At 36.3% G+C, this 9,906-nt stretch carries 5 protein-coding genes; all 5 read left to right on the forward strand.

Annotated elements, in window-relative coordinates; translation table 11 throughout:
• Positions 1-2,396: glycoside hydrolase family 2 protein (locus ASG21_RS06475; protein ID WP_056077218.1), on the forward strand; the 2,396-nt coding region annotated here is incomplete at its 5' end.
• Between the two features lie 313 nt (positions 2,397-2,709).
• The gene (priA, locus tag ASG21_RS06480) at positions 2,710-5,157 is read left to right on the forward strand and encodes a primosomal protein N' (RefSeq protein ID WP_056077221.1); all 2,448 of its coding nucleotides are present in this window, start codon (positions 2,710-2,712) and stop codon (positions 5,155-5,157) included.
• 162 nt (positions 5,158-5,319) lie between these two features.
• Positions 5,320-6,786 carry a D-alanyl-D-alanine carboxypeptidase/D-alanyl-D-alanine-endopeptidase gene (gene dacB / locus ASG21_RS06485; RefSeq protein WP_056077222.1) on the forward strand — a complete coding sequence of 489 codons (1,467 nt, stop codon included), beginning with the start codon at positions 5,320-5,322 and terminating at the stop codon, positions 6,784-6,786.
• A gap of 87 nt (positions 6,787-6,873) precedes the next feature.
• On the forward strand, positions 6,874-8,796 hold the full coding sequence (locus tag ASG21_RS06490; RefSeq protein WP_056077225.1) for a M1 family metallopeptidase: 1,923 nt from the start codon (positions 6,874-6,876) through the stop codon (positions 8,794-8,796).
• A 218-nt stretch (positions 8,797-9,014) separates the two neighbouring features.
• The gene (locus tag ASG21_RS06495; RefSeq protein ID WP_056077227.1) at positions 9,015-9,860 is read left to right on the forward strand and encodes a hypothetical protein; all 846 of its coding nucleotides are present in this window, start codon (positions 9,015-9,017) and stop codon (positions 9,858-9,860) included.
• Positions 9,861-9,906 lie beyond the last annotated feature (46 nt).

A 9,906-nucleotide genomic window follows, 5' to 3' on the forward strand; every position in this document is an offset into this window, starting at 1 on the left:
GGCAGTTTAAAAATGCAAAAGATAAAAATTGGCTATCGGCCGCGGTCCCGGGAACCGTTCATTTAGATTTGATTGATCATAAAATTATTCCCGATCCGTATAAAGATGAGAATGAAAAAAAAGTACAGTGGGTTGAAAATGAAGACTGGGATTACCAGACGGTTTTTAAAATTTCAGCCAAAGAATTACAGAATCAAAATGCGGATTTGGTTTTTCATGGATTGGATACTTTTTCTGAAATTTATTTAAATGGAAAACTGCTGAAAAAAACAGACAACATGTTCAGAACATGGAAAATTCCGGTAAAAAATGATTTGAAAGTTGGAAATAATATGTTGCAGATAAAATTTAAATCTTCTGTCAACGTCGGAAAAGAATTAGCTGAAAAAATTCCATTCACCATGCCGGAATCTCCCCGAAGTTTTGTCAGAAAAGCACAATATCAGTTTGGTTGGGATTGGGGACCGAGATTGGTTACTGCAGGAATCTGGAAAGATGTAAAATTGAATTTCTGGAATCATGCAAAACTTGAAAATATAAAAATAGAGCAGAAATCTTTAACAAAGCAAAAAGCTGATTTAAATATTCATTCAGAAATTTTTGTAGAAAAAGAGGGCAAATATAGTTTTACAACAGATAAAACAAATCATGATATTGTTCTGAAAAAAGGTTTAAACAAAATTTCAGTTCCATTTAAAATTGAAAATCCACATATTTGGCAACCGAACGGATGGGGAAAAGCGATGACTTATGTTTTAAAATTTGCGCTGAAAAAGGATGCTCAAATTATCGATAAAAAAGATGAGACGATTGGATTAAGAACCATCGAATTAATTCAGGAAAAAGACGAAAAGGGAAAATCTTTCTACTTTAAAGTCAATGGAAATCCAATGTACGCAAAGGGAACCAACTGGATTCCGTCTGACAGTTTTACACCGAGAATTACCAAAGAAAAATATCAGAAGCTCATCAAAGACTGCAAAGATGCCAACATGAATATGATCCGTGTTTGGGGCGGCGGAATCTACGAAGATGATGAATTCTACAAGGCCTGCGACGAAAACGGAATTCTCGTGTGGCAGGATTTTATGTTTGCCGGAAGTTTTTATCCGGCAGATGAAGATTTTTTAAATAACGTGAAAGAGGAAGTCAGAGATCAGGTCAACCGGCTTCAAAATCACCCATCGATCGCTTTGTGGTGCGGAAATAATGAAATAGATGAAGCAATTGTCAACTGGGGCTATCAGAAACAGTTCAAATATTCAAAAGAAGATTCACTGCAGGTCTGGAAAGATTACAAAAAAGTTTTTCATGAGGTAATACCGAATGCTTTGAAGAAAAATTTAACTTCAGAAAAAAATATCTACTGGCCGACTTCGCCATCGATAGGATGGGGACACAAAGAAAGTTTAACCGAAGGTGATTCTCATTATTGGGGCGTTTGGTGGGGCGAATTTCCGTTCGAAATTTACAACGAGAAAGTCCCGCGATTTGCCTCAGAATACGGTTTTCAGGGAATGCCAAGTATGGAAGCGGTAAAATGTATGTTTTCAGGAAAACAAGATTTAAGTTTAGAAAATCCAACCATCAAAGCACACGAAAAAAATGCCCGGGGTTTTCATATCATCAACGAATATATGAAGCGGGATTATGTGGTTCCGAAAGATTTTGTGAAATACAATTACGTTTCCCAACTGCTTCAGGCCCGTGGAATGCAGATTGCTATTGAAGCCCACCGCCGCGCAAAACCTTACAATATGGGAACGTTGTATTGGCAACTCAACGATTGCTGGCCGGTGATTTCATGGTCATCGATTGATTATCTGGGTAACTGGAAAGCTTTGCATTATCAGGTGAAAAGAAGTTTTGAAAATCAGGTGATTTTAACGGAAGAAATAGACAATATTTTAAACTTTTATGGAATTAATGATGAATTGAAAAAGTTTGATGATGTTTTCATTAAAATTCAGGTGATTGATTTTAATGGTAAAATTTTGACTGAAACAGTGAATGTTCCCGACGGAAAAATCTTAAACGATATCGTGAAATTTGATCCGGTTAAAATTGAAAATTTAATCTCCAATTCAGATAAAAATGAAGTTTTTCTAAAAGTGATCATGAAGGATGTTAATGAAAAAATTATTTCTGAAAACATTCATTTTTTCGCAAAACCAAAAGATTTAAAACTCACAAAGCCTAATCTTAAAATCAAGAAAATTTCACCGACAGAAATTGAAATATCAACCGATGTTTTGTCGAAAAACGTTTATCTGATGGGAGAAACGCATTTCAGCGATAACTTTTTCGATTTACTGCCGAAAACTTCCAAAAGAATTAAACTTTCAAAAGCATTGGAAAAAGTAGAAGTAATGACTTTGTGGGATACGGTGAATTAATCAAACCATGATTGTTCAAAGGTCTTGCTGTATCAGATTATTGAATTTATTTTAAGTAGTTTTTTTATTTGGGCAGCTGTATCCGCCCTCCGTTCCCGCTTTTTTTCTGTCATCGCGAACAACTTGTAGCGATTTTACTCGATTTTTTCATCGCAATGCCAGAAAAAAGAGCTCCACTCAGGTCGGGCTGCGAGCGATTCAACGTTTTAACAGTATTCATTGTAACGAAGAATCATCCTCATCCTTAACCTTACCTCACAAAAAATTGCACTTCTCTTCAGAAACAATTAATTTTACACATTAAACATTTCTCTTGCACTACGCCCAGATTATTTTACCGCTAAACCTTAAAGGATCTTTCACCTACAAAGTTCCGGAAGAAATTATTGAACAGATTCAATGCGGAATGCGGGTGCTCGTACCTTTTGGCGGAAAAAAAATCTATACGGGGATTGTTTTTGAGCTTCATGATCAGGCTCCGGAAAATTTCGTTGCAAAGGAAGTAATCAGTATTTTAGACAGCAAACCCATTGTTCCTGATGAACAGATAAAATTCTGGAACTGGCTTTCAGACTATTATCTGTGCAGTTTGGGCGAGATTTACCGTTTTGCATTTCCGTCTTCTTTGAAACTGGAAAGTGAAACATATTTAAAATTAAAACCCAACGCGGTCATCAATTTTGAGATTCTGGATGTCAACGAAATGTATCTTATTCAGGCGCTTGAGGTCCGTCAGTTGATTAATCTCACAGATATTGAAGCTTTTATTCCGAAGAAAGATATTATCAAAACCATCAACTCATTAATCGATCTTCAATATATTGAAATTGACGAAAAGGTCGCTGAAAAATACAGAGCCAAAGAAGTGGCTTACGTAAAAATCAGTGATGAGGTTCTTAAAAATGAAAGCCTCACAGGAATTCTTTTAGGTTTAACAAAAGCCAGAAAACAGAAAGAATTATTTCTTCACATTCTCGAAAAACAGACCGAAAATCCGAACCAGCCTCTGAAAAAATCAGATTTGTTTGAAGACGGTTATTTTTCGTCTTCTCATTTTAAAGCTTTGGCAGATAAAGGTTTTATTGAGGAATATTACAGGCAAAAAGACAGGATTGAAAGCTACAGCGGAGAAATTGAAGAGATTGAAGAACTTTCGGATATTCAAAAAGTAGCAAAAGAAGAAATCGACGCTGCTTTTGAAGAAGGTAAAAACGTTTTGCTTCACGGAGTAACTTCTTCAGGGAAAACGCATATTTATTTAGAAAAAATTGAAGAATGCATTGCTGAGGGCAAAAATGTACTTTTTTTATTGCCTGAAATCTCTTTAACCAAACAGATTACGCAGCGTTTAGAAAAAAAATACGGCAGCCAGCTCGGATTTTACCATCAAAAACTGACTGATTTTGAAAGGGTGGAAGTTTGGAAGAGAATCAGCCGAAATGATATAAAAATCCTCATCGGCACGCGGAATGCGCTGTTTTTGCCTTATGAAAATTTAGGTCTGATCATCGTTGACGAAGAGCACGATTCCGCTTACAGACAGAAAGATGTTTCGCCGTATTTCAATGCCAGAGATGTCTCTTTGGTGCTGGGAAATTTCTACGATGCAAATGTGATTTTAGGTTCGGCAACGCCGTCGGTAGAATCATATTATTTAGGTCAGAAAGACCGCTTGAGATATGTTTTTTTAGATAAAAGATTTGGCGAAGTTGCCCTTCCGGTCTTTGAATTAATTAATTTTAAAGAAGCTCAGGATTCCAAACATGTCAACGGAAATTTTTCTTTCAGAATGCTGGAAGAACTTAAAAAAACAGTTGACGAAAACAATCAGGGCATCATTCTTCACAACCGCCGTGGTTACGCCAATGTAATTGAGTGTGAAAGTTGTGGTTACGTTAATTACTGCTCAAATTGTGATGTTGTAATGACCTATCACAAATCGGCCAACGAGATGAAGTGCCACTACTGCGGTCAGCGGGCTTCAAAACCAAAGGCCTGCCCGAAATGCTTTTCAGAAAATCTTAACGAAAGAGGCGTTGGAGTAGAGCAGATCCACGAGGAGGTTTCAAAATTATTTCCGGATAACGAAGTTGACCGCATGGATGTAGATTCGATGCGTAAAAAATTTGCTTACGAAAAACTTTATGAAAAAATTGAGGAAGGAGAAACCGACATCGTGGTCGGAACTCAGATGATTTCCAAGGGTTTAGACTTTGATCATATAGAAATGGTGGCTATTCCAAAAGCGGATTCTATGCTTTACGTTCAGGATTTCAGAGCTGAAGAACGTGCGTACCAGCTGATCACTCAGGTTTCGGGAAGAGCGGGTCGTGTTTCTGGGGAGGGAAAAATTTTAATTCAAACCTATAATCCGGATCACTCTGTTTTTCAGTTGATTAAAATGAATAATCCTGCGAAAACATATGACTATTTTTTAAAGGAAAGAAAGAAATTTCATTATCCGCCGTACACCAAAATGATTATGCTGCAGCTCAGCCATAGAAAAGAAGACAAAATTACAAGAGCTTCACAGTTTATGGGCTCGGTTCTCCGAAAATACTTGCCTGAAGAATGCGTTTTAGGCCCTGAAAAATCACCGGTTTTTAAAATTAATAATATGTTTCAGTTTCAGATTCTGATCAAACTTCCGAGAGGAAATAAATATGCTTCGTTTAAAAAGTTAGTTTTAAAAAGCCTCGAAGAGTTTGATGAGATCACGGCCTACCAGAGCGTCAAAAAACACGTATTAATAGACTTTTAACAAAGTTTAACATATTTTAATTCGTTTTATCATTAGCTAATGTGCTGATTTCTAACAATAATTTCTACATTTGATCGTTGGTAATATGTTTGAGTGTGATGTTTAGGTTTAACTTTTATATCGCAATTCAATCATAAATACAGACAAAAAAGAAAAAAATTGATGGTAAATTTCAGAAAATACATTTCAGGTATTACGGTATTGGCCTCAGGTTTATTCCTCGCTCAGACTACCGTTTCTACAGTTCTTTTCAATCCCAATTCAGAAAGTCAGAAATCTTTTAACCTTCCGTCGCCGGTTGCGATGATAGAGAAGACAATTCTGTCTCCAAAAGAACTTGTAGATATCAATGTAAACACAATGATGGCTGATCCCGTGCTGAAAAATGCAACCTGGGGATTTGTAATCTATGATCCGAAAACCAAAAAAGTGATTTCATCTTATAATGAAAACACGCCTTTGGTACCTGCCTCTACAACAAAATTGCTCACTACAGAAACCGCTTTAAGCCTTTTAGGTGAAAACTACCGTTGGATGACGCAACTTGAATATTCAGGAACTGTTGATGAAAATGGAGTTTTGAACGGTAATCTTTATATAGTAGGCAGCGGCGATCCGTCTTTGGGAACCAATAAAGCGGGTGCTTGGTCTTACAAAGAGATTATTACAGATTTCACAGAGGGACTTTCCAGAGAAGGTATTAAAAAGGTAAATGGTGATATTGTCATTCAGACAGCGCTTTTCAAAGGTAACATTACGAGACTTCCGGAAAATGTTGTGTGGTTGGAAAACAATAATTACTATCTTCCTGCCGGTACTACAAAGGAAATCAATCCGATGAATGAGAAGCTGATCGTTAAAAAGAATACAACCATCAGCAACGACAAAAAATATTTTTACGTTTCGCCATATACCAATCAGATGGTATATGCTGAAAAATACGACGGCGACGGTATCTTAACAACGAAACTGCCTGATGCACCTGCTTTTCTTGCCAACTCTTTTAGAGCAAGTCTTGTGAAAAGCGGTCTTGCAGTTACCGGAAAAGTACAGACCAAAACTACCGATGCTCAGCCGGAAATCAGAAAGACAGTAAGTATGTATAAATCTCCTACTTTGGCCGATATCGTTTATTACACCAATCAGAGAAGTGATAATTCACTTGCTGAAGCTTTGTTGAAGACAGTTGGTTACTTTAAAAAAGGAAATCAGACTCCGGAAGCTGGCAGGGAAACGGTAACTGAACATTTAAAGGATGCTGCTTTTGACCTTGAAGGCTTAACTTATATGGATGGAAGCGGTCTTTCCAGAAGCAATAAAGTAACTCCAATTTCCCAAGTTAAATATCTGACTTCTCTGATGGGAACAAAATATTATCAGACTTATTTTAATTCTCTTCCAATCGGTGGACAGTCGGGAACTTTAAAAAGAATGTTCCTTGAAACAGGAAACGGGCAGGTTTTTGCCAAAACAGGAACATTAAATAAAGTTAAAGCTCTGGCAGGTTATATTAAAACCAACTCCGGTAAAACGTTGGTTTTCTCATTGCTGGTTAATAATTATGCTGGTTCTGTAGATATGGTAAAGAAAAGAATGGAGCAGTTGATCGAACCAACATTAGATTTGTAAAAAATTTAATTTAGATAAACTTTGAAACCTTTTAATCTCTGATTAAGAGGTTTTTTTTATCTTTGATGCAATATAATTATTGATTTAATGAAAAAAATATATATTCTTTTCCTGGTGAGTTTTACATTTCAAATATTTTCGGCTCAAGACCAGAATATCGATATGAAAGGATTGAGAAGTAAGGAAATGAAATCTTTCGCAGCTAAAATGAATGCGGGTAATACCAATCCCAATACACTCAATTACGATCTGCAATATCAACGAATGGATTTGTCTCTAAATCCTGCTGTCTATAATGTTTCGGGATCTGTAACTTCTCATTTTAAACCCAGTCAGGCGATGAGCAGTATTTATTTTGATCTTTCCAATACGCTTACGGTTTCTTCGGTTCAGTATCACGGTGTGAATCTTACTTTTCAGCAGTTGGCAACAAAGGAAGTGAAAATTGATTTTCAAAACCCAATCTCTGCTAATGTTCTGGATTCACTTACCATTAATTACAGTGGTGCTCCGTCAACAGCACTCAATGCCTTTTCTACAGGCACACAGGCGGGAACTGCGGTAATGGCAACTTTAAGTGAACCTTATGGCGCTCAGGACTGGTTTCCAACCAAACAGAGTCTAAATGATAAAATTGAAAGGTTTGATATTAAAATTACAGCTCCTTCACAGTACAATGTTGCATCCAACGGAACGTTGATGTCTGAAACTTTACTGGCAGGAAATCTGAAAAGAACTTTCTGGCGTACCCAATATCCAACCGCAGCTTATTTAATTGCCATTTCAATTACAAATTTTACTAAACTTACAGATATCATCGGAACACCGCCGTTTCCGTTTATCAACTATGTTTATCCTTCAACAGCAGCCAATCCGGCAAGTATGGCAAATATTGAATGGACTAAACAGGCAATGACAACTTTCGAAACTTATTTTGGGCCTTACCCTTTCAGAAACGAAAAATACGGTCACATGCAATTTATGTATGGAGGTGGAATGGAGCATCAGACGATGTCGTCAATGGGGAGTTGGGAAAAAACTTTAATTGCACATGAGCTTGCTCACCAATGGTTTGGAGATAAAGTAACCTGCGGAGCATGGAATGATATATGGCTCAACGAAGGTTTTGCAACTTTCGGACAACATTTGGCTAATGAAAAACTACTGATGACGCAGCCTGAGTTTTTAAACTATCTGATCTCTGAAAGAAATTATATCATGAGCCAACCCGGTGGAAGTGTTTATGTTGCTGATGCTAATTTAGGAAGTGTGGGAACGATTTTCAGTGGTAGATTATCTTACGGAAAAGGTGCTTACGTCCTGAGAATGATGAAATGGATCTTAGGCGAAACAGCTTTCTATAATGCAGTAAAAGACTATCACGCAAGGCCTAATCTTGCTTATAATTATGCCGTAACAACAGATTTGAAGAACTCCTTCTTAACATCTACGGGTAAAGACTTCACAGAGTTTCTAAACGACTGGATTTATGGTCAGGGTTATCCTGTATATGATATCCGTTGGAAACAGACAGGAAACTCATTAACTTTCAAGGCGGCACAAACTCAAAGTCATGCTTCGGTAAGCTTTTTTGAACTGCCTCTTCCGATAAAAGTAAATGGAACCGCAGGTCAGGTGGCTTATTTTGCTTTGAATAATACTTCTAATAATCAATATTTTACTGAAACAGTAAGCTTTACGGTCGCAAGTGTTGAATTTAATTACGAATATCAGATTTTAGAAAAAAATTCTACAGTTGCTCAGGATGCTACTTTAGGAATCGAAGAATTGGATGCAGATACTTTCGGAATTTACCCAAATCCTGCAAAAAATGAAATCTATCTGAAAGGAGTAAATAGATCATCTGAGTTCAAAATCTATTCTGCTGATGCGCGGTTGGTACAAAGTGGAGTTTATCAACCCTCAAAACCGGTTGATATTACAAGCCTTTCGCCAGGTGTTTATCTTCTCCAGATATTTGATAGGAATTTAAAATTTGTAAAGAAATAAAATAAAAAATCTGCTTTTTGAAGCAGATTTTTTTTCGTTTACATTTTTTTAAAGCTCTTATTTGAATCTACTTTCAGTTAAATTTAAAATTATCAATGTTTAGCATATAAGTTTGTCAAATTGTTAAAAATTTGGCAAAAATTTTGATGCATTTTTTTTGTAATCAGATAATACTCTGAAAATAAATTATTTTACAAATCCTTTAATGCATTTTTATCATGAAACATTTTTTCTCAGATCCGGAATTAAGTTTTAACCAAATTGTGTTTGAACACCGTAATAAAGAATATGGAGCATATGATCTCAGAACAGAATCCAACAGAATCTTAGCAAAATCTTTGTTTTTAAGTTTGGCTGTGATTGCAGGAATTTCTTTGACAGCTTATGTAATATCTCCAAAAGGAGATTCTATTACAGAAACTGAATATACACCTGTTATTTTAGATCCGATCTATGAGATACCGGACAAAAAGCCAGAACCTGAAATAAAAAAGCAGGAACCTCAGGCAGTAAAACCTGCTGCTCAGGATATTAAAACATACGATAACCGTGAGCTTAATCCGACAAGAAATGCGGATGATTCAAAGATTCCAACTAAAAAACCTGATGATGCTGTTGCCGGAACTGTAAATAATCCTGATGGTGCCGTGACGACTCAAAATCAGCCAACAACCATTACACCGGATAATGGTACTGGAAATTTACCAATTAAAGATCCTGTAATCATTAAACCATCTGGTGATGGGATCGTAGGAATGGGAGAATTATCAGTGGCAGCTAATTTCATAGGAGGTATTGATGCTTTTAGAAATAAAGTAATTGATAAATTTGATACTGCAGATTTTGAGAACGAAGGATTACTTTCCACAACAGTAACATTTATCGTTGAAAAAGACGGAACAATTTCAGGTCTGAAAGCCGATGGCAAAAATGCAGATTTCAACAAGGAAGCAATTCGTACAATTATGAGTATAAAAGGAAAATGGACTCCTGGAAAAGATAAATTCGGTCAGGCAGTGAGAAGCTATTTTAAGTTTCCGGTAAAAATGAAATTTGATCAGTAAATTTTAAACAATAAATTTCAATACTTATCCACAAAGATTTTTTTTT

Source organism: Chryseobacterium sp. Leaf394, from assembly GCF_001424105.1.
Classification (GTDB): Bacteria; Bacteroidota; Bacteroidia; order Flavobacteriales; family Weeksellaceae; genus Chryseobacterium.